Here is a 19,312-nt window from a genome sequence, read left to right as displayed (position 1 = left end):
ATCCTTATATTTAATTTTGATATGCGTCTTTTAAACTACTAAACTCCACAATCTTATATCTTCTAGTTATGTTTAGCTTTATCTCTCTTATATTTTGACTATCTGCTTCAAATATAACCTCAGCTAGAGTTTGAAACTGCTTTTTATAAGAGTCATAGTTCACTTTTAAAACATTGGCTTGAAGTCTACCAAGAGAGGCCAAAAAGTCACCTAAAACTCCAACCTTATCTTCAAAAGCTACTAAAATCTTATAAGCGACTTTAGTATTAGTCGCCCATTTTACAAAAACTTGACTTGCTTTATTATTAATTTCTTCATTTGCTTTATCACACATCTTATGATGGACTATAACTTTTTGTCCAGACTTAATAGCAACTATAGAATCTCCATACTTTGGATGACAACAGTAATCAAAAGTAGTTTGGTTAATAGTCCTATTAGTAAAAAGCACTAAGTTATCAAAAACTAAAGGCTTTAATTTTATAGAAGTAAACTTCATCTTAGAAAAAAAGCCAGAATCAAGCTTATAAGCGTCTTTTATCTGATTACGAAGATCTTTTAGATAGGCTATATCAGCAACTGCCCTAGTGCTTTTTTCTTCTAAACCATGCTCTTTTATGTAGTCTTCAAACAAGGAATGCTCTCTATTAAAGATAGTAGCAAGCATGTTTACTACACTTTTTTTATCTATGTCTTTTATTTTATTATTACACAAGATTCTCATACGACTTTTTGCCTTTGAAGTACGCACAGAATCTATCCAAGTACATCTTGCTGTAGTTTCTTTATCAGTGACTATATTAACTATATCTCCACTTTTTAGCTTTTGAAGCAAAGAGGCTTTTTGATAGTTTACATAGGCTTCTTTTGCATAATCCCCTAGCTTACTATGTATAGCATAGGCATAATCAAGTGCTACTGAGTTTACAGGCAAGGTAACAGTATCACCCTTAGGAGAAAACACAACTATATCTTCTCTATAAAGCTCATTAGTAGCTAGCTCATAAAACTCTTCTATAGAGTTATCACTGTACTGCATATTTTGCAACCAGTCCATGCTAGGATTTATCCCACCAGTTTTATACTTCCAGTGTGCTGCTACACCATACTCTGCACTTTTATGCATGTCAAAAGTTCTTATCTGTATCTCATAAACTGAAGCACCTTCAAAAACTGTAGTGTGTATAGTTTGATATCCATTTTCTTTAGGCAAGGCTATATAGTCTTTTATACGTGAAGGGATAGGCTTTAAGTTAAGATGTACTATGCCTAGTACCTTATAGCAATCAAGTGGAGTTTTAACTATCACACGCACAGCTAGTAAGTCTAACATCTCATCTATACTTATGCCCTTTCTTTGCATCTTTAGATAGATGGAGTAAGGCCTTTTAACCCTACTTTGAATCTTAAAGTCATCGCTTAAAAAGCCCTCTTTTAAAAGCATCTTGCTTATAGTTTGTGTGAAACTATTAAGCTTTAGTTCTAGATCTTGACGCTGTTCTTGCAAGTAAGATTCTATCTTTTTGTACTCATCTGTATAGATGTAGTAAAAACTTCTATCTTCAAGCTCATTTTTTAGACTTGAGATTCCAAGTCTATGGGCGATTGGCGCATAAACTACTAAGGTTTCTTCACTTATCCTAATTTGCTTTTTAGTAGATAAAGCATCAAGCGTTAGCATATTATGCATACGATCGCATATCTTTATAGCAAGCACCCTTGCATCTTTTATACTAGCTATAAGCATCTTTCTAAAAGAAAGAGCGTGAGCAGTCATTTTTTCATTATTTTGCGCTGAAGGTATCTCTTCGTTTCTTATCTCAACTATTTTAGTTAAAGCATCTACTAAGTCCCCTACTGCCTCGCCAAAGTTTGCATAGATATAGTCTATATCACAAAGTGTATCTTCAACTACATCATGAAGCAAACTAGCACATATCATGGCTTCATCGCCTCCATAAAAGGCTACTAATGAAGAAACACAAATTGGATGTATGACGTAGGGGATACCAGACTTTCTAAGTTGATGTTCATGAAATTTAGTAGCTGTTTCTATAGCAAGTGTGATCTTAGGCGTGAACTCATGTAAAGACTGAAGTTGAAGTAAAGAGCCCTCTATGCTTTTTATCTCTTGTAGGGTTTTAAAAAACTCAAGCACTTTTTTCCTTCAACTAGTATGATGTTTTAGATGTTGTTATCTATTCTCTCTATGCCTATAAGCCCATCTGCTATCTCTTGTAAGGCGATATCTGGCAGTTTATCTATGCTTAAGTCAGCAGGTATTAAAGGAAGCGCACCTTTTTTTATCTCTTTTACTCTAGCAAAGATTAAGTTTGCGAGCTTGTATCTATCGTTGTCTACTTGCTCTAAGGCCCTAGCTGTGATTTCTTCACTTCTTGAAATGTGATCCATGTGCAAACCTTTATATAAAGTAAAGCTGATATTCTATCAAAAGTTTATTACTTTAAAGCTTAAGGGACAAAGACAAGATGCACAAAAAAGCTAAATCTATACTTAAAAAGAAGATTCTAAGTTTTTTATAGATAGCTCCAATCTCTTTACACTATTAACTAAATCTTTATTTCAACACTTTCTTTTTTTGCATTATTTATTATTTGTGTGTTTTTCTCTAACCAAAGCGAAGCTTCCTTGAAAACGAAGCTTCCTTGAAAGCGCAAGTTTCCTTAAAAATGAAGCTTCTTTGAAAAATCACACATTCACACTACTGCTTACTTTTTTTTGTGATCTTTGCACCACGAAACAAAAAAAAGAATGCCTTTGGCTTAAAAAATTATGGTTATTTATCCACGCAAAATAACTGCCCATTAAATGGGCTAAATGAAAGGCATTTTTAAGCCTTATTTAAGGCACTTTTAAGACTAGCTTGATAGCTAGTGCTTTAAGTGCAAGATGGGAGATTAGGGGCTAGGAGGAGCAGGAGCAGGACTTACTAGCTTTTCTTTATCTTGTAAGTATTTAGTGTTCATACTTATCACTCCTATGCTTTTATCGCTATCATTAAAAACTATATAAACATAATCACCATTAGTTATAGTGCTAGGATAGCTAGCATGACCCTTTGGTCTATAAGCAAGTGTGTCAACTTTTACAAAGTCTTTACCATCAAATAGCGCTAAAGATAAAGTAGCCCTCATATTTTTTTCAGCACTTGTACTAAGCTTACTAGCATCTGCGTTATCTACTTCGTTATAAACCATAGCAACTATATGATTAAGATTAAAAAGTGCTATAGAAGAATCAAAGTTATTAATAGCACTTTCATAAGGCACTCCAAAGCTAAGTGTTCCATTATGAGTTTGGCAAGTTTGAAGATAGAGCTTAGGATTAGCCACGTGAGAGCCATTTCTATAAGCAACTATGCAGCTGTACTTATCAAATGGCACTACTGAAGGCTGAAGCAAATAAGGAATCATAGTTGGCCTTAAAAGCTCAGAAATATTAAGCTTAAAATCTAGTACTGCTAAAAGTGGTAGCTTTCTACCCATCTCAAAGTAAAGGGGAAAAAGCGTCCTATTAGAATCTAGTTCTACTGGGCTAGTCCTTACTAAATGACTAAGATTAAAAAAGCTTGAAAGCAAAAAGTGGTTTACTAGCCTAAAAGGACTTTTATGTATCTTGCCTTCAAAGTAGTCTTTTATATCAGATATAGATGCAGATAAAAGATAGATTCTAGCCGTGCCCCAGCCTCCAAAGCTAGGGGCTACTACACTTAGATAAACCATATCTCCTTTGGTAAAAAGTACAGGATTACCAAGTTTGGCTATGTAGTGTTTAGATTCTAGTCTTAAAGTCATCCTATCTAAGATGGGCAAGACTTTAGAGTGTCTATCAGAGTTAGCATCTGAGGAGTAAAGGCTTTTATCTATATGATAAGAATACTGCTTTGGATAAAAGATAGAAGCATAGATCTTTACGTCTTTTCCTCCTTCCCTACTCCCACCAAAAAAGCCTACTAGATAAGAGCTATTATCAAGTCTAGATATACTAGGACTATGTACTACATGGGTTGTGCCTTTGATATAAGAGACATTAATATAACTTTTTGACTTTTCTAGCTTAGTAACTACCTTAGTGCCACTAGCACTAACATCTTCAAAGTGCAAGTCCTTAGTAACTGTGTAATAAAGCATCCCTCCAAATGCGACAATAGCCAAAAGAACATAAAAAACTATATGCCTCATACGATCGCTTTTATCTTATACTCTAACTTAGTGCCACCAAAAAGTACTTTTACATCCCCTAGTGAAGAGTGGATAGAATCTGGTACTAAAAACTCATCTTTTTCTAAAGTCACAAACTTATCTTTTTTGAAGCTTAGGTTATAAATCCTAACTGCATTATCACTTATAAAGCTTTGTAGGTTTTCTAACTTATCATGCTTACCAAAAAGAGTACATAAAAAAGGAAGTATAGAAGGTGCATTGAAAATGCCTGCAGCACCATTTAATTTAGCTTCTATAGTATGAGGTGCAGAATCTGACCCAAAACTAATTTTAGGGTTAGCACTTAAAGCTAGTTCTAAAAGCGCTTCTCTATCAGCCCTAGTTTTTAACACAGGTTTACAAAAATGGTGAGGATTAAGACTCCCTCCTATAACATCATCTAGTGTCATGCTTATATGGTGAGGCGTTAAAGTTGCATAGATGTTTGGATGAGTTTCTATAAGCTTGATTGATCGTCTATCACTCATATGTTCTATGATAATTTTTAGTTTTGGAAAGCTAGTGGCTAGCTCTTTAAAAACTGGGTGAAACTCAGCCTCCCTCTCCATACTAAAACCACCACTTTCACCATGTATACTAAGTATAAAGCCTAGACCTTCAGCATAGCCTAAAAGCTCTAAAAGTTTAGAATCTAACACATCACCAACTCCAAGAGCAGAGTTAGTAGTAGCTCCTTTTGGGTAAAGCTTTAAGATCTTAACACCCTTATGTTTTGCCTCATCTAAGTCAACTTTACTAAGCTTGCTGCTTATATACAAAGACATTAAAGGAGTAAAATTATCATCCTTACTTAGATTTAAGATCCCTTTTTCGTAATCTTTAACTAGATTAGTATGTATAAGTGGTGTTTTTAAATTAGGCATAACTAAGGCTAGAGTAAAAGGCTTTGCAGTATAAGGAAGCACAGCTCTTAGCATCTCTCCTTCTCTTAGATGAAGGTGCATATCAAGGGGGTTTTTTAAAGTTATACTTTCCATGTGGTTTAATCCTTAAAGTTGATTTAAGATTATATCTTTTAGCTTTCCTCTTTTAGTAAAAAGTTTATCCAACTAGAAGTCCAGCTAACAAAGCCAAGTATAAGAAAGCAAAATCTTGCATTATAAAAATCACTATTTGACATGGCATTAACACTTACTAATATGACTAAGATAGTTAAAGAAAGCATGACTATATTTACATAGTCATAGAAGCGAAAATTAGCCCTTTTCATAAAAGCCATCACTAAAAACATGATAGCTCCAATCAAAAACAAAACAGAATCTATATAAAAAAATCTATCTGAAAAAGCAAAGCTTGGCTCTAAGATAGCAGCACACAAAAAGATGATGATAGTAGTTTTATTAGGTTCTAGTATGCTTAAAAGTCTCCCGGTGCGCGAACTTAGATTAAGATCAAGTGAGACTAGGCGATAAAGCACTGGTAAAAGTACAAAAAAGATAAAGCCTAGGAAAAATAAGATTCCATTTAATGAAACAGCATAGCTTGTAAACTTATAAAATCTTATATCATCTTCTACACTTATCTCATTAACAACTACGCTTTTTGCATGCTCTAAAAGATGAAAAAACAAAAAGACTAAAAGGATAAAAGAAAGCACACTAGCTATAGTTAGGATAGTAACTGCCTTTTTAGATTCTAAGTCTTTGCGTTTGTAGATAAAAAAGGCTGTATTAAAAATACCAACTATGCCAAATATACAAATAATCATGGAAAATACATCATATATCCTGCCATTTTTACTAAGAAGGGCAAAAAGCTGAGAAAAAGTTGTGGTGAACTCTGAGGCTAAAAGCGCTAGGATGGTAAAAAGTGATAGCACAAAAAATGTATAAGAGCTAATTATTATATTATGCTTCATAGCCTGCCTAGAGTGTGTTTTATGATTTGCCTTGAGATAAGTACTAGCTTTGCAAAATCTTTTTAGATTCTAATATGCACTTTATTAAGACTTTGCCATTTTTTAAGAAGCAAATTTAAGTTTTATACCTTAAAGATATTTTATGCAAGGTCACATTATATAAAGTTTCACATTACAAGTATATAGATGTAATGTTAAATGACCACTCACAAGTACTTTTATGTTTAAAATTGCATCATTTTTAGATTCTAAGACTTATTTTTATAGTATTTATTAACCTATTAGCCCTTTAAAGTTTGCTCCTTCAAGCTTAAGTAAAAAGCGTTTCATATCAAGTCCATAGGCATAGCCTCCTAAGCCCATATTAAAAGCAACTATCCTATGACAAGGAACTATTATAGAAATTGGGTTTTTAGAGTTTGCATTCCCAACAGCACGGCATGCCCTAGGATTATTTATAGCACAAGCTATATCTTTATAGCTTACTACTTCACCATATTTTACATTTAAAAGAGCCTTATAAACTGAAAGTGTAAAAGGGCTACCTTTAAGATCTAAAGGCACGCTAAAGCTTTTAAGTCTTCCTTTAAAGTAAGCATCTAGTTCTTTTTTGGTTTCTAATAAAAGAGGATTAGTCTTATCTTCTTCTAGTTTATATCTTTCTAGCTCAAGGCTATCTAGTTCATCTTTTTCTTTAAACACAGATAAAGATTCTAATCTTTCCTTGCCTACTAAAACTATCTTGCCTATAGGACTTTCACATATTAAACAAGCCATTTTTTTGCCTTTAGTTGGTATAAATTGATTTATGTAGTATATAAAGTTTAAAATTTTATATAAGCTTAAAGATATTTAAAAGGAGCACACATATGAAACAAACAGAAATAACACCAGAAAATATAAAAACACTTATGGATAACTTTTATGCGCGCATTAGAAAAGATGAGCACTTAGGCGCTATATTTAATGAGGTTGTAGGTACTGATGAAGCTAGCTGGGAAGCACACAAGATAAAGATAGCAAACTTTTGGCGTCACATGCTTTTAGGGGAAGATACTTATAATGGCCTTCCTTTAAAAGTACACTTAGAGCTAAAACCTTTTCCAAGAGAGAGATTTGCTGAGTGGCTAGGTCTTTTTGAAAAGTCTTTAGATGAGATCTATGAAGAAGCTCCTAAGAAAAAAATCCTAGATAGAGCAAACATGATAGCTAGTAGATTCCAAAAGATGATGTATGAGTTCCCTCACTAGGTTAAAATAGAACTAAATAACAAAGCACTTAGAGGCACAACATGAAGCAAAATATCATACTTGCAGTTATAGGAATCCTAGCCTTAATAGGCGTCTTTAGTAATATCAACCAAACTGTTACCATACTTTGCTTTGTGGTTATAGTGCTAGTTATATTCTATAAAATATATAGAATCTTTAAATAAGCTGCCTAGAAAATAGCATCTATATCATAGGTAAGATTACTCTTTTTGCAAGATTGACTAAATCTTTATTCTAATAGTCTCTTTTTTTTATTTTTTCTTGCCTATATGTTTTCTTTTAAACAAAGCGTCAGCTTCCTTGAAAGTGAAGTTTTCTTGAAAGTGAAACTTCTTTGAAAAAGCTTACTTCATGTATCTAAGTTTTTAAAAATCCATATTTTTAAGACTTAGAATCTTTAAAGCTCTGCATGCCAAACTCCCTACCCATAGCTATCTGAGAGTGTATTTGAGAAACTTTATCATCTTTAATGAGTGACTTAATAGCAGTAGTATTAACTAAGATCTCACACTCTAGCCTCATAGCATCATCTTTTAAAAGTAGTCTTTGGCATATTAAGGCATTAAGACTATCGGCTAGATTAACACGCATATCATTTTTAAAGCTTCCTAGGATTCTAAGTATGGCACTTACTGCATCGCTTGCATGAAAGGTACTTATCACAAGATGCCCACTTAAAGAAAGCATAATGGCTTCTTTCAATATGCTAGGGCTTAGTATCTCACCTATAACTATCACATCAGGATCTTGACGCAAAGATGTACTTAAGCCCTCTTCAAAGCTGCTTACATCAACTCCAACCTCCCTCTGACTAATAAGTGAGTTTTTATTAGCGTGCACATACTCTACTGGGTCTTCTATAGTTAATATGTGCTTGTTAAAGTTGGTGTTTATATAATCTATCATAGAGGCTACAGTGCTACTTTTACCACTACCTGTTGCCCCGCAAACTAGGACTAGTCCTTCTAACTTACTACAAATGCTGCTCATAACAACTGGCAAACCTAGAGTTTCAAAGCTTGGTATCTTAGGTGATAAGATTCTTAAAGCAAGAGAAAGACTATCTTGTGACTTATAAAGACTAGCCCTTAGCTGCACTTCTTTTAGCCTTATAGTCTTACTTTTATGAAGTTCTAAAGCATAGTTTTGTTTTAAAGTGAAAATAAAACTTTCTAGATCTATGGAAATATCTTGTTTTAAAAGCTCCTTATTAACCCTAAAGTAAATCCCATCTTTACTGATATGTAAGTCACTAGCACCTTTTTGCAAGGCCTTAAGTAGTAAGTTTTCCATCTTCATCCTTTAGTATAAAACGTTTAATTGTACGGAGGTTATGCGTGCTAAGCGGGCTTTTAGATTCTATAACTATATCTAGTAGTAAGCTTTTAGAATCTAGTCTATTAACAAAGTAGCTTCCTGTAAAGTGGGGGCTAAGACTAAGCGTGTTGGTCGCACAAGTATTTAAGTCATACTTTCTTAAACAAAGTAATGCCATATCTTTAAGACTAGATATATAAAGTTTTGACTGAGAGTGTATGTGCAAGGCTAGGGCGTCTTCTTTTCTTTGATAGCTAATATGAAGTGAGGATATAACAACTAGGCTTATACTTAAAGCTATAACTAGGGCATAAATACTAGCAAAGCCTTTTTTAAATCCAAAAGTGCTTTTAAAGCTCAATGTAAACTCCATGTAAAACCACTCTATCACTTAGGCAAAACTTATTGCAAACCTCAATGTAAAGAGCCTTGGTGTCATTTGATAGTGGAGTAGATTCTAAGTGTGTTTCAAACTTTGCAACATTACTAAGCAAGAGGGCATCATCTAAAAAAAGGCTACCTTTTTTAAACTCTAGTAGGTGAGGAACTAATATAGGCTTAGAATCTAAAAAGGGCTTATTAGCCTGTGGTTTTAAATACAAGTCTTCATAGCCTTCCCACTCAAGTCTATTTAAGTCTTGCTTTAATGAGGTTGGAAGGGCATCTACTAGATAGTTGCTTAAAAGCATATGGGTTTGTGCTAGCCTTCCTTGCTCTGTGGTATGAAGACTAATAGCGGCATTTTGAAGCTTTAAGGCTATAGTGCTTTTAGTCACTCCTACGCCAATTACAGCTATAACTATAATGGCTAAAAGTGCTTCTAGCATGGAAAAAGCTGGACTAAAGCTCTGTATCTTAGATCTTCTTTTGTAACTATAGACTTTAGCAAGTATCACTTTTAGCATATCTTAACCTTTAATCTATGCTTTCAAACTTGATGTAGTTTAAACTTTCATTCCCAACTAAAACACTATAGTTTTTTACTTCAAAACTTAGGGCATTAGCCGTGGTTTGCTTAGTGCTTAAAGCGCTATTTGATGCTACTTCTTTTAAGAGTGCTTCTTTTGCTTGCATATTATTAGTAAAAAGAGGTAGGCTTAGTGCGTTAGTGATATGAGACTGTAACAAAAAGATAGTGTAATAACTTAGAGCAGTAATTATTAGTGCATAAATTAGATCTGGCATGATAAAAGCTTGCTTAAAGCCTCTAGAGAAGGGAGGAGTTTTTTTAAAATCAAAACTAGTTAAAGAAATGATTTTAAAAAGATTTAATGCCTTTGTGATAAAAGACCTAAAACTCTTCATTATGATAAAAAGTTTTTTGATAAGTTATATAGTGCTCTTTACCATCTAATTTATACTTAATAGTAAAAACTCCATCATATCTACCAAGCTTTGTAAGATCTTTAACTGCGATAGTGTAGATGTTTGGATTAGTCTTATCTTGTAACATATCATAATCTAGGTCTATGTTAGTATCTATTCTAGAAAGCTTTAAGTAAATAGATTCTATCTTTACTGCTGGAGTTTTAGTTTGTGGCTCTAGTTTTAGATATATCACATCATCACTACTAGTAAGGATACTGTGATGAAGTTTTTCATCAAACTTCCTACCTATGTGTTCAAAGCTTCTTTGATCAACACTGAAGTATGGAGTTTTTAGTCTATCATAGCCAACTTCACTTCCATCTAAGCTTCCACCATATACATGATAGCTCTTTTCAAACGCATACTGCATCTTAAGCATTTTATTGATGTTATGATCTACATAGTCTTTAGATAGACCATAGTTACTATTAGTCTCTATTGGCTGCTTTGTTGAAGCATAAATAATAAGCACGATAAAAATTATGCCCACAATGATAATACCTATAATGCCAATAGGCCAGTAAGTCTTCTTGTTCATCTATATCCTTTTAAACTATGCCTTCTTTCTTTGTTTGCTTTTATAAGTTCCATATAAAAATAGGCCAACCAAGACGATAAGCATCAAATACAGTAACCACTTTACAATACCCTCAGGTTTATCTGAGGGGTTAAAAGCAGATTCCACTTTTACTCCATAGTGCTTTGCGCTTCTTTGCACAATCGCAGAGTATAAGTTAAACAAAGAATAGTCAATTTTCTCTTCTTTTGGTATAGGTTTTTCATTATTTAAAGGCAAATAAGGATAAGCGTAGTCTTCTAGTAGCTCATTAGGATCTAAAAAACCACCATCGCTTCTTACAGATATTTTATAGTCTTGCTTATAGAAAAATATAATCGCATAAGGAGAGTTTAGTCTTCTAATGACCTTATCCTCATAGATTCGCCTATTTTCAAAGGCTTGCTTTAAACTTTGGTCACTTAAAGTAGCTCCAGTTTTTACATAAGAAGGAGTTTTGTCAACCAAAGATAGATACACAGAAAAACCAGTCTTATCTCTTAGCTCACCAGAGATAGTATCTATACCTTTTAGTCCACCTTTTATAAGTGCTTGATCACCTATAACGAAGTCCTTATACGGTTTATCTTGGTTTGAGTCTTGTGCCTGCAAAAAAGGATTGTAAAAGAAGGTGCATACTAAAAAAAGTATGCACGTAATGTATCTTTTCAAAACTTATATCGCTTATACCGCATGTAATAGATAATCAGGCACTAAAGCCACAATTATGCTTATTATCGCTATGGCGAATAATGAGAAGGCAACTAATTTTTCTAATCCAGTTAATTTGAGTTTAGATTTTGGTTTCATTTTGTTACTCCTTTACTTTATGGTAAGTAATTGCATTTTTGTTATCTACGCTTTTCATTTGCAATGATGAAGTGTTGATAGTGTAATAATCAGTTGCATTTTTTCTTTGAACATAAATTGCACCCCATCCGACAATTATCGCACCGATTACAACAATTAGCACTGCTATTATGAATCCGACATATCCGTTTAATCCAAATTTTCCATCTAACACAGTTATCTCCTTACTCAAGTGGTTTTTTAGAAGCTATAAATGCATCCAAAGCTTTTATCTGAACATCTGAGAAGTTAAGATACTGGAAGCTTGGCATCTTTCCTATCTCTCCATGCTTTCCATGTGTTAAGACATGTTGCAAGAATGAAAACTTAGCATACTGAGTTAAATCAGCCGCAAAACCTGCAACACCGCCGCCATCACCTTTACCATCAACACCATGGCATGCAGCACATGTATTAGCAAAGATTTGTTTTCCTTGTGCAACTACAGCTAGATCGTATTTTGTGCTTGTATCTTTTACAAGATCACTCATAACATACTCAGCAACTGCTCTTTTATCACTTTCTTTAGTTAAAAGACCAGCTGGCATCTCTCCCGCCATGAAACCTAAACCTTTACTACCATGAGTTATAGTATCCATGATGCCTTCTACTTTACCCCATCTAGTTAGGTTTTGCGCTTTACCATCTATACCTTCTGCAGTTAAACCGTGGCATGAAGCACACTGAACTAAAAATATTTCTTGTCCCATCTCTTGATACTGAGCAGTAGTCATGTTTTTATGAAGCTCGGCAAATCTAGCGTTGTAATCTCTTACTTCTTTGTTGTACTCACCAATTTCAGAGTAGCTATTAAGTGGATATCCAAAAAACATATACCATATAGCCCATAAAATTAAAACAAATATAGATAAAAGCCATCCAGTTGGGATGTTGTTGTTAAACTCTTTGATGCCATCCCACTCATGATCTCCTAATACACCCTCTGCTTTGCTAGTTTTCATCTGATTAATATAAAAACCAGAAATGACAATAGTTAGCACCAAAATAACTATTGCTGCTATAAAGCTCATTAAATTTATATGATCACTTAACCAGCCCATTATTTTTCTCCTCTCTTTTTGTCTTTCCTGTTAGTTCTGCTTTCTAGCAACTCATCATTTATATCATCATTTAATACGAGGTTAGAATACTTTTCATAATCAACAAGACCCTTTCTTTGTGCTCTATATAAGTAGACTATATAGGCATATAAGAAAATCACCAATAAAACTGTAACAGCTATATAAATACTCTCTCTACCAAGTAGGTTAAATCCATCCACCATCAACGTCATGAACTATCCTTTACTTGCCTAATCTTTTTTGCCCTAAGCTATTTAGATAGGCAATTAGTGCAACTACCTCTTTCACTTCACCTTTTTTAAAGCTTGCTGCTATCATAGGATTTTTCATCTCTTCTACGACTTCTGCTGCATCTTTCATGTACTCTTTTTTGGCTTCATCCAATGTTCCAAGTTTTGTTTCACCTGGCTTATCATAAGGAACTTTAAAGACTTTTTTCTGAGTATAAGCTTCTGCATAAGCAGTATTAAAGTCTGTATTTATCCTATATAGGTGTTTGTATGAAGGCATAATAGAACCTGGGACAACAGATCTAGGATTCCACATATGGTTAGCATGCCAGTCACTACTTCTACTATCACCTATCCTATGCAAATCAGGACCAGTTCTTTCAGAACCCCAAAGGAAAGGTCTATCATAAGCGTACTCACCACTTAAGCTATACATACCATAACGCATAGTCTCACTTCTAAAGTCTCTTATAAGTTGAGAGTGACAACTTACGCAGCCCTCTTTTATATACACTTGACGACCTGCTGTTTCAAGTACTGTTAGGGGCCTAAGGCCCTCTAGTGGTCTTGAAGACTTAGCAAAGTCTGGCAAGATCTGCACCAACCCGGCTATGGAAAAAACAACCACAAAAGCCAATGTAAAAAAGAATGGATTTCTTTCTAACCATGCAAACATATTTTCTCCTTATCAACCCATAGGTGAAGCGTATTGAGGCTCTTTTGTAAGCTCTTTAGCCGCTACTATAGTCATTATTACGTTGTAAATAAACATTATGAAACCAATTAGATATAAAGTACCACCAATAGCCCTTATTACATAGTAAGGATGTATTGCTACCACTGTATCTATGAAGGAATATTTAAGCTCACCATAAGGAGTTAAATCTCTCCACATCATACCTTGAACGATACCAGCTACCCACATACTTGCAAAGTAGAAAACTATACCTATAGTCATAATCCAGAAGTGGATTTCAATAATATTTTTTGAGTAAATCTCTCTTTTAAACATTCTAGGTAGCATGTGATAAAGACCAGCAATAATAGTAAAGCCAACCCAACCTAATGTACCATCATGAACGTGACCTATAATCCAGTTTGTAAAGTGAGCAAGTGCATTAACAGATCTTATAGACTGAATTGGACCTTCCAAAGTTGCAAGCATATAGAAAGTTGATGCAAGAACTAAGAACTTAATCAAAGGAGATTCTTTCAACTGATGCCACTGACCTCTCATAGTAAGAAGCATGTTTATAGCCGTACCCCATGAAGGAAGAATTAATATTACAGAGAAGACTGAACCTAAAGTTTGTACCCAATCTGGAACAGTTGAATAAATCAAGTGGTGACCACCAGCCCAAATATAAACAAACATCAAACTCCAGAAAGAGAAAAGTGTAAGTTTGTAAGAGAACACTGGGTTTCCAGATTCCTTAGGTAAGAAGTAATAAATTAAAGCAATGATACCACTAGTAAATACGAACGCAACAGCGTTGTGTCCCCACCACCATTGTATTAAAGCGTCATTAGTTCCTGCATACATTGATATACTCTGCCAGAAGCTTCCAACACCTGCTACAAAGTAAGTAGGCACAGCAAGGTTGTTAAAAATATAAAGTATAGATATGGCTGTAAAAGTAGCTATAAAATACCAAAGTGATATATAAATCGTCTTTTCGCGTCTAACAGTCATAGAACCAAAAAGACTTATACCCCATACTATCCACACTATAACAACTAATATATCTACTGGCCAGTCTAGCTCTGCATACTCTTTAGACTGTGTTAAACCATCAAAAAGAGTAACAATAGCAACTATAAGTAAAATGATATAAAGAACTATGTGTAAGTAACCTATGAACTTTAAGAACGGATGTTGATTATAAGTAATCTTTAAAGTTCTTTGCCCTATGTAATACCATGCAGCCCAAATACCACTTAACGTAAACCCATAAATGATGACGTTTGTGTGAAGCGGTCTAAGCCTTCCAAATAGCGAATACTGACCTGCTATATAGTTTAGGTCCGGATAGGCTAGCTCAAACGCTAGAACTAGACCTATTAGCATACCTATGAAGCCAGTAACCAACGCTATGTACAAAAACCATTTGGCAATGGAGTAATCGTACTCTAGTTTTGAACCCTCTTGCATTTATATCTCCTTCGTGAAAATCAATAAGCGTAATAACAATTGTAATACGAATAATATTAGCTGTAACTTAAAAAATCATAAAAGTAGCAACTATATTTACTAAGTATTAACATTTAAATGAATGAAAAGTGATTAAGCTTAATGCTAAATGACTAAGCGTTTGAATATAATATCTTGTTTTCATGCAAATAGTGCAAAAATTCACACTTAAGATGCGAAGTTTTGCAAGCCCTTGTAAAAAGCCTACACAAGCTAGATAGCTAGGGATTAGATTCTAAAAATAGATTCTGTAAAATAAAAACATAAACCAGCTTTAATAATAGGAAAAATGCTTGAAAGACATATGGAAGATAAAAGGCTTTAGCACCATCATTTTAGTTGCCTTTATAGGCATGTTTATTGACTCTAGTTATAAGATACTACTTTTTAGTGCTTTGCTAAAAACTGATGGAGCTCTCTATCTTTTTTTCTTACTAGCACTTTTTATCATACTTCCTTTTTTACTAGTTTTAAGTCCTATAGGCTTTATAGTAGATGCAGTATCAAAAACAAAGCTTCTCAGAGTGCTTTCTGTAATAAGTGTTTTTATACTAGTAGTTATCACTTTTAGTTTATGGTTAGGTTTTTTTTACCTAAGTTTTTTTCTTTCACTAGTACTTAGTTTTCAAAGTGCTATTTTACTACCAACCTTACAAGTTCACTTAAAAGAGTTAGTTGGTGATAGATATCTAGCTTGGGGTAATGGCATCTTTAGGGCTAGCTTTGTAGCCTCTATATTTTTTGCCATCTTAATCTTTAGCTTTTTGTTTAATGGTATCTATCCTCTAGGAGTAGAATCTATTTCCATACTACTTCATGCCATCTGGCCTTTAGCCCTCTTGCTACTTTTTATCTCTTGCCTACTAGTGTTTTTTACTTATAAACTGCGCATGAAAAGGTCTACTGCTAAGATTAAATTTGATAAGACTTTATACTTTAAAGGAAGGCTTTTAAAAGAAAACCTTAACTTAGTGCTAAAAGATAAACATCTTTTTTATCCTGCCCTTGGGATGTGTATATTTGCTGGTATCATAGCCACGCTTTTTTCTTACTTTGGACTTTTGAGCATAAGTAATAGCGCACTAGATAGATACTTTTTAATAGGTATCATAGGCATGACGCTAGGCTCTATCATATCTGGACGTTTTTCTAAAAGCCATATAGAAACAGGCCTTATACCACTTGGTCTTATACTAGTTTGCCTTTCTTTAATACTACTTATAATGAAAACTTATATCACTCCTTATATAGGCTTTTTTATCTGTGGGCTAGGGGTGGCATTTTTAATAGTTCCTTTGCATACACTTTTACAGTTTTACTCAACTAAGCAAAATGCAGGAAGAATCCTTCTTACTTCTAATTTCTTACAAGCCTTAGTATCACTAGTAGTATTAGTTGTATTTTTTATCTTTGCACTAGCTAGGCTAGATCTTAGAATCCTTTTTAATATAATGACTATTTGTAGTATCATAATCTCCTTTGGCGTTATAGTAAAGATGCCTTTTTCACTTTCAAGACTGCTTATAAATCTAACCTTTGGCCAGCGCTACAAGCTAATAGTAAAAGACTTTTTTAAAGTCCCTAAGGCTGGAAGTGTGCTTTTACTTGGGAATCAGTTCTCGCTAATAGATTGGGCTATAGTACAAATGGCAGTTCCTAGGAAGGTAGTTTTTGCACTTGACACAAGAGATATAAACACGCTTTTAAAGCTTTTTTTAAGATGTTCAAACGTTATAGATAAAACTAAAACTAACTACTTGCAAAAAGTTAAAACCACTTTAGAAAAAGGTCATATAGTATGCATGTTTTCAGGTGAAGAGATGTCTTTAAATGGCCATATAACTGACTTTGATGATGAGTATTTAAAACTAGGAGATATAGAATCTAAACCAGTTATAGTCCCCTTTTATATCTGTGGGCTTTGGGGAAGTAGCTTTTCAAAGTCACATGCTGAATTTAAACAAAGACGCAAGCACTACAAGAAACGTCTTGTAAGCATAGCTTTTGGAAATCCTATGAGCCTAAGCTCACCTCCTTCACTTATAAAAAAGAAAGTTTTTGAAGTATCTTTTAAGGCCTGGCGTACACGCTGTGATAATCTCCCTAATATAGCCAAGGCCTTTATATACTCTTCTAAAAAAGGAGGCAGCGAAGTAGCCATAATAGATTCCATGGTTGGTGAGTTTAGCTACACAAAGATCTTAGCCCTAGCTCTACTTTTAAGCAAGCAAATACCAAAAGACACTCAAAACATCGGTGTACTTTTACCTTCAGGTATAGCAAGCATACTTTGTAATATGGCCATATTTCTAGCTGGTAAAACTAGTGTTAATCTAAACTTTACTGGTGGAGACAAGAATGTAAGTGATTCTATAAAGCTAGCTGAGATTAGCTACATCTATACTTCAAAAGTCTTTTTAGAAAAACTTAGCTTTAAAGGTATAGAGCTTAACTTAAACACTACTACAAACTTTTATATGGAAGAAGTTTTTGCAAAGATAAAAGAGCAAAAAGCTAAGGCTTTAAGCTTTATACTCCTAGCTAAGCTTATGCCTACTTTTATATTAAATCTAGTTTTTAATAAAGTAAAAGATACTAAAAGCTGTGCTTGCATACTCTTTAGTAGTGGGAGTGAAAACCTACCTAAAGGTATCATGCTAAGCCACTTTAATATAATGAGTAATATCTCTCAAACCTCAGATGTTATACATGCTAGCAAAAGCGATGTTATGCTTGGATCTTTACCACCATTTCACGCCTTTGGACTAACTGTAACTACCTTACTACCTATATTAGATGGCATAAAACTTGTAACCTACCCTGATCCCCTAAACGCACTTGAGATAGCTAAATGCGTAGCTAAAAACAAGATAACAATAATGTGTGGAACTTCAACGCTTTTTAATATCTACTCTAAGTCACCTTCACTAAATGCCATGATGTTTGAATCTTTACGCCTTGTAGTAGCAGGGGCTGAAAAACTTAGTCCTGAAGTAAGAACAAGATTCTTAAAAAAGTTTAATAAGCCTATACAAGAAGGATATGGGGCAACTGAAACCACTCCTGTAGCAAGTGTAAATCTCCCTGATAGGTTTGATACTACTAAGTGGGTTTGCCACATAGGGAGTAAAGAAGGTTCAGTTGGCATGCCACTGCCTGGAACTGCTATAAGGATAGTAGACCCTGATACGCTAAAAGAGTTAGCTACTAGAGAAAGTGGTCTTATCTTAATAGGTGGTCATCAAGTTATGTTAGGCTATCTAAACGACCAAGAAAAGACTAATGAAGTAATAATCACTCAAGATGGAATCAAATGGTATAAAAGCGGCGATAAAGGCTACCTTGATGAGTGTGGATTCTTGTATATAGTAGATAGATATTCTCGCTTTGTAAAAACTGGTGGCGAGATGATAAGCCTAAGTCTTATAGAAGAAGAGATAATAAAACTTATGCCAGAAAACTTAGAGTTAAAAATCCACGCTTGTGCTTTAGAAGATTCTAAAAAAGGTGAAGTTATAGCTTTGCTTATACAAGATAGTGAAGGGAGGTATAAAGAGCTTATAGAGCTTATAAAAACATCTAATTTAACTAATATCTACAAGCCTAGTAAGTATTTTGTAGTTGAAAGCATACCTATACTAGGAAGTGGTAAGGTAAATATTAGTTTGGCTAAAAAGTTAGCTTTAGAGTTAGATGAAAAAGCACAAAACAAAAAGTAAAACTTTTTTATTCATGCAATTAGCGTGCAAGTTATGTAAAATAATAAAACAAAAATCACAAAGGCTGAAACTATGACTATGACAATAATCACCCTAATCGCGCTTTTATACATCATCATATTTCTTTTATACTGGGGCATATCTTACTTAGTAAGACGAAGTAAGGATATATTTACTCCAAGGCCCAAAAGCTTTAAAGTGTTTCTTTGGATTTTTTATCTTGCCATAGTGGTCTTTATCATCTTTGTATTCTTTGCGACTTCAAGGGCTGCATGGGCATTTTTAGATATATCTGTAGTTTATATGGTAGCTTATATCATATACTGGATAGGTTCTACTATAGAAAGAAAAGTTAAAAAGATAACTGATAAAAGAGCTAAGTCTTTTGGCCTTTTAGGTGCGATCTTTTTATGGGCCATCATACTTTTAATCTTTTCAATAATAGCCCTTACTACTAACGCTTTTTATAGTTAAATATAGTAGTTATGAGATCTAAGATTTCATAACTACCTAGCTTGTTTTTTAATAAACACATCAAGTAGTCATTTATCTAGTAGTGATAAAGGCTTTAAATTGCACTTTCTTTTTTATATCTATAGTAATATTAAAGGCATACTCAATCATATA

Annotated in this window: 21 protein-coding genes; 4 read left to right on the top strand and 17 right to left on the bottom strand. The window is 33.9% G+C overall.

Going from position 1 to position 19,312, the window contains the following annotated elements:
• Positions 1-10: 10 nt before the first annotated feature.
• The 6 genes from BKH43_RS04275 to BKH43_RS04250 all read right to left on the bottom strand — a co-directional run bounded on the left by BKH43_RS04275 (position 11) and on the right by BKH43_RS04250 (position 6,879).
• Positions 11-2,158, bottom strand: coding sequence for a RelA/SpoT family protein (locus tag BKH43_RS04275; RefSeq protein WP_095228920.1), 2,148 nt, complete (start codon positions 2,156-2,158; stop codon positions 11-13).
• Between the two features lie 26 nt (positions 2,159-2,184).
• Positions 2,185-2,412, bottom strand: coding sequence for a DNA-directed RNA polymerase subunit omega (locus BKH43_RS04270; RefSeq protein WP_095228918.1), 228 nt, complete (start codon positions 2,410-2,412; stop codon positions 2,185-2,187).
• A 506-nt stretch (positions 2,413-2,918) separates the two neighbouring features.
• A complete protein-coding gene (locus BKH43_RS04265; protein WP_095228916.1) occupies positions 2,919-4,202 on the bottom strand; it encodes an exo-alpha-sialidase in 1,284 nt (427 codons plus the stop codon).
• Entirely contained in the window at positions 4,199-5,221 is a 1,023-nt protein-coding gene (gene pyrC / locus BKH43_RS04260) for a dihydroorotase (RefSeq protein WP_095228914.1), read from the bottom strand. Before pyrC ends, BKH43_RS04265 begins: the two co-directional genes overlap by 4 nt.
• A 38-nt stretch (positions 5,222-5,259) precedes the next feature.
• Entirely contained in the window at positions 5,260-6,102 is an 843-nt protein-coding gene (locus BKH43_RS04255; RefSeq protein WP_095228912.1) for a hypothetical protein, read from the bottom strand.
• Positions 6,103-6,375: 273 nt separating this feature from the next.
• Positions 6,376-6,879, bottom strand: coding sequence for a methylated-DNA--[protein]-cysteine S-methyltransferase (locus BKH43_RS04250; protein WP_095228910.1), 504 nt, complete (start codon positions 6,877-6,879; stop codon positions 6,376-6,378).
• Between the two features lie 92 nt (positions 6,880-6,971).
• On the opposite strand from BKH43_RS04250, the gene BKH43_RS04245 reads away from it, so the two are divergent.
• Both BKH43_RS04245 and BKH43_RS08480 read left to right on the top strand, forming a co-directional pair.
• Positions 6,972-7,352: a group III truncated hemoglobin gene (locus tag BKH43_RS04245; RefSeq protein WP_095228908.1), complete on the top strand. Its 381-nt coding sequence runs from the start codon at positions 6,972-6,974 to the stop codon at positions 7,350-7,352.
• Positions 7,353-7,393: 41 nt separating this feature from the next.
• Positions 7,394-7,537: a hypothetical protein gene (locus tag BKH43_RS08480; protein ID WP_172402309.1), complete on the top strand. Its 144-nt coding sequence runs from the start codon at positions 7,394-7,396 to the stop codon at positions 7,535-7,537.
• A 217-nt stretch (positions 7,538-7,754) separates the two neighbouring features.
• Here the strand turns inward: BKH43_RS08480 and BKH43_RS04240 are convergent, their stop codons facing one another.
• The 11 genes from BKH43_RS04240 to ccoN form a co-directional block, all read right to left on the bottom strand.
• Positions 7,755-8,666 (bottom strand): ATPase, T2SS/T4P/T4SS family, encoded by a 912-nt coding sequence (locus BKH43_RS04240; RefSeq protein WP_172402308.1) that lies wholly within the window; start codon positions 8,664-8,666, stop codon positions 7,755-7,757.
• The gene (locus tag BKH43_RS04235) at positions 8,647-9,051 is read right to left on the bottom strand and encodes a hypothetical protein (protein ID WP_095228904.1); all 405 of its coding nucleotides are present in this window, start codon (positions 9,049-9,051) and stop codon (positions 8,647-8,649) included. Before BKH43_RS04235 ends, BKH43_RS04240 begins: the two co-directional genes overlap by 20 nt.
• The gene (locus BKH43_RS04230; RefSeq protein ID WP_095228902.1) at positions 9,041-9,595 is read right to left on the bottom strand and encodes a hypothetical protein; all 555 of its coding nucleotides are present in this window, start codon (positions 9,593-9,595) and stop codon (positions 9,041-9,043) included. Before BKH43_RS04230 ends, BKH43_RS04235 begins: the two co-directional genes overlap by 11 nt.
• A gap of 10 nt (positions 9,596-9,605) precedes the next feature.
• Positions 9,606-9,875 carry a hypothetical protein gene (locus BKH43_RS04225; protein ID WP_143429029.1) on the bottom strand — a complete coding sequence of 90 codons (270 nt, stop codon included), beginning with the start codon at positions 9,873-9,875 and terminating at the stop codon, positions 9,606-9,608.
• A gap of 106 nt (positions 9,876-9,981) precedes the next feature.
• A complete protein-coding gene (locus tag BKH43_RS04220) occupies positions 9,982-10,596 on the bottom strand; it encodes a hypothetical protein (RefSeq protein WP_095228898.1) in 615 nt (204 codons plus the stop codon).
• A gap of 15 nt (positions 10,597-10,611) precedes the next feature.
• Positions 10,612-11,286 carry a hypothetical protein gene (locus tag BKH43_RS04215; RefSeq protein ID WP_095228896.1) on the bottom strand — a complete coding sequence of 225 codons (675 nt, stop codon included), beginning with the start codon at positions 11,284-11,286 and terminating at the stop codon, positions 10,612-10,614.
• Positions 11,287-11,428: 142 nt separating this feature from the next.
• Positions 11,429-11,638: a DUF4006 family protein gene (locus BKH43_RS04210; protein ID WP_172402307.1), complete on the bottom strand. Its 210-nt coding sequence runs from the start codon at positions 11,636-11,638 to the stop codon at positions 11,429-11,431.
• A gap of 10 nt (positions 11,639-11,648) precedes the next feature.
• Entirely contained in the window at positions 11,649-12,524 is an 876-nt protein-coding gene (gene ccoP, locus BKH43_RS04205) for a cytochrome-c oxidase, cbb3-type subunit III (RefSeq protein ID WP_095228892.1), read from the bottom strand.
• Positions 12,524-12,748, bottom strand: a complete 225-nt coding sequence (locus BKH43_RS04200) for a cytochrome c oxidase, cbb3-type, CcoQ subunit (protein WP_095228962.1) — start codon at positions 12,746-12,748, stop codon at positions 12,524-12,526. Before BKH43_RS04200 ends, ccoP begins: the two co-directional genes overlap by 1 nt.
• 19 nt (positions 12,749-12,767) lie before the next feature.
• A complete protein-coding gene (gene ccoO, locus BKH43_RS04195; RefSeq protein WP_095228890.1) occupies positions 12,768-13,451 on the bottom strand; it encodes a cytochrome-c oxidase, cbb3-type subunit II in 684 nt (227 codons plus the stop codon).
• Positions 13,452-13,463: 12 nt separating this feature from the next.
• Positions 13,464-14,927 (bottom strand): cytochrome-c oxidase, cbb3-type subunit I, encoded by a 1,464-nt coding sequence (gene ccoN / locus BKH43_RS04190; protein ID WP_095228888.1) that lies wholly within the window; start codon positions 14,925-14,927, stop codon positions 13,464-13,466.
• Positions 14,928-15,259: 332 nt separating this feature from the next.
• On the opposite strand from ccoN, the gene BKH43_RS04185 reads away from it, so the two are divergent.
• Together BKH43_RS04185 and BKH43_RS04180 are read left to right on the top strand one after the other, a co-directional pair.
• Positions 15,260-18,685 carry an MFS transporter gene (locus tag BKH43_RS04185; RefSeq protein ID WP_095228886.1) on the top strand — a complete coding sequence of 1,142 codons (3,426 nt, stop codon included), beginning with the start codon at positions 15,260-15,262 and terminating at the stop codon, positions 18,683-18,685.
• Positions 18,686-18,757: 72 nt separating this feature from the next.
• The gene (locus BKH43_RS04180) at positions 18,758-19,159 is read left to right on the top strand and encodes a hypothetical protein (protein WP_095228884.1); all 402 of its coding nucleotides are present in this window, start codon (positions 18,758-18,760) and stop codon (positions 19,157-19,159) included.
• The last annotated feature ends 153 nt before the right edge of the window (positions 19,160-19,312 follow it).

Source organism: Helicobacter sp. 13S00401-1, assembly GCF_002272925.1.
Lineage (GTDB): Bacteria > Campylobacterota > Campylobacteria > Campylobacterales > Helicobacteraceae > Helicobacter_I.
Note: the sequence above shows the minus strand (reverse complement) of the source record. Positions and strands in the feature narration are given on the sequence as shown.

Excerpts from the sequence above, each read along its gene's own strand:
- ccoO (WP_095228890.1), bottom strand. The coding sequence starts at position 13,451 with ATGTTTGCATGGTTAGAAAGAAATCCATTCTTTTTTACATTGGCTTTT.
- BKH43_RS04220 (WP_095228898.1), bottom strand. The coding sequence starts at position 10,596 with ATGAACAAGAAGACTTACTGGCCTATTGGCATTATAGGTATTATCATT.
- pyrC (WP_095228914.1), bottom strand. The coding sequence starts at position 5,221 with ATGGAAAGTATAACTTTAAAAAACCCCCTTGATATGCACCTTCATCTA.
- BKH43_RS04200 (WP_095228962.1), bottom strand. The coding sequence starts at position 12,748 with ATGGTGGATGGATTTAACCTACTTGGTAGAGAGAGTATTTATATAGCT.
- BKH43_RS04265 (WP_095228916.1), bottom strand. The coding sequence starts at position 4,202 with ATGAGGCATATAGTTTTTTATGTTCTTTTGGCTATTGTCGCATTTGGA.
- BKH43_RS04250 (WP_095228910.1), bottom strand. The coding sequence starts at position 6,879 with ATGGCTTGTTTAATATGTGAAAGTCCTATAGGCAAGATAGTTTTAGTA.
- BKH43_RS04240 (WP_172402308.1), bottom strand. The coding sequence starts at position 8,666 with ATGGAAAACTTACTACTTAAGGCCTTGCAAAAAGGTGCTAGTGACTTA.
- BKH43_RS04245 (WP_095228908.1), top strand. The coding sequence starts at position 6,972 with ATGAAACAAACAGAAATAACACCAGAAAATATAAAAACACTTATGGAT.
- ccoP (WP_095228892.1), bottom strand. The coding sequence starts at position 12,524 with ATGGGCTGGTTAAGTGATCATATAAATTTAATGAGCTTTATAGCAGCA.
- BKH43_RS04270 (WP_095228918.1), bottom strand. The coding sequence starts at position 2,412 with ATGGATCACATTTCAAGAAGTGAAGAAATCACAGCTAGGGCCTTAGAG.
- BKH43_RS04180 (WP_095228884.1), top strand. The coding sequence starts at position 18,758 with ATGACTATGACAATAATCACCCTAATCGCGCTTTTATACATCATCATA.
- BKH43_RS04225 (WP_143429029.1), bottom strand. The coding sequence starts at position 9,875 with ATGCCAGATCTAATTTATGCACTAATAATTACTGCTCTAAGTTATTAC.
- BKH43_RS08480 (WP_172402309.1), top strand. The coding sequence starts at position 7,394 with ATGAAGCAAAATATCATACTTGCAGTTATAGGAATCCTAGCCTTAATA.
- ccoN (WP_095228888.1), bottom strand. The coding sequence starts at position 14,927 with ATGCAAGAGGGTTCAAAACTAGAGTACGATTACTCCATTGCCAAATGG.
- BKH43_RS04255 (WP_095228912.1), bottom strand. The coding sequence starts at position 6,102 with ATGAAGCATAATATAATAATTAGCTCTTATACATTTTTTGTGCTATCA.
- BKH43_RS04230 (WP_095228902.1), bottom strand. The coding sequence starts at position 9,595 with ATGCTAAAAGTGATACTTGCTAAAGTCTATAGTTACAAAAGAAGATCT.